This window comes from Neisseria sp. HMSC064E01 (assembly GCF_001808875.1).
Classification (GTDB): Bacteria; Pseudomonadota; Gammaproteobacteria; order Burkholderiales; family Neisseriaceae; genus Neisseria; species Neisseria sicca_A.
Window position 1 is genome coordinate 1 of the sequence record NZ_KV794971.1, and the last position, 429, is coordinate 429.

The following is a 429-nucleotide window of genomic DNA, read 5'->3' on the forward strand; positions in this document are numbered from 1 at the left end:
ATAAGGCGGCGGCGGACTTTGGCGCACGCTGCTGAGCAAGTCGGCACAAGGCGCCGGCTCGAAAATCTGCGCATAGGGGCAATCGGGAAGATGCAGCGTTTGGGGCGTGTCGCAGGTACAGGCGGCAGCCAAAAGCGCATGCCCGAACACGCCGCGCAAGGTCGAAGCCGCATAGGATGGAAGCTGCAAATCATGCGTCAGCGTGAAATGCAAACGATAACGGGCTATGGGCAATTCCGAAGGAAGATTAAGCGGATTCATGGCAGACAGACAAATAAAAAATGGCATGATACGGCGTTTCAGACGACCTGGAAATGTGAAATGCGGCGTATCCGCAAACTGTAAGCGCAAAGCCGCATTCAGGCGGCACGTCGGCGTATGGGTAAACGGCAAACCAAAGAAACATCAGCAGCCGACCGATATATCTGA

Annotated in this window: 1 pseudogene; it reads right to left on the minus strand. The window is 55.0% G+C overall.

Features of this window, described 5'->3' with window-relative positions:
• A pseudogene (locus HMPREF2572_RS11420) lies at positions 1–261 on the minus strand (hypothetical protein); the annotation flags it as partial.
• Positions 262–429: the final 168 nt, after the last annotated feature.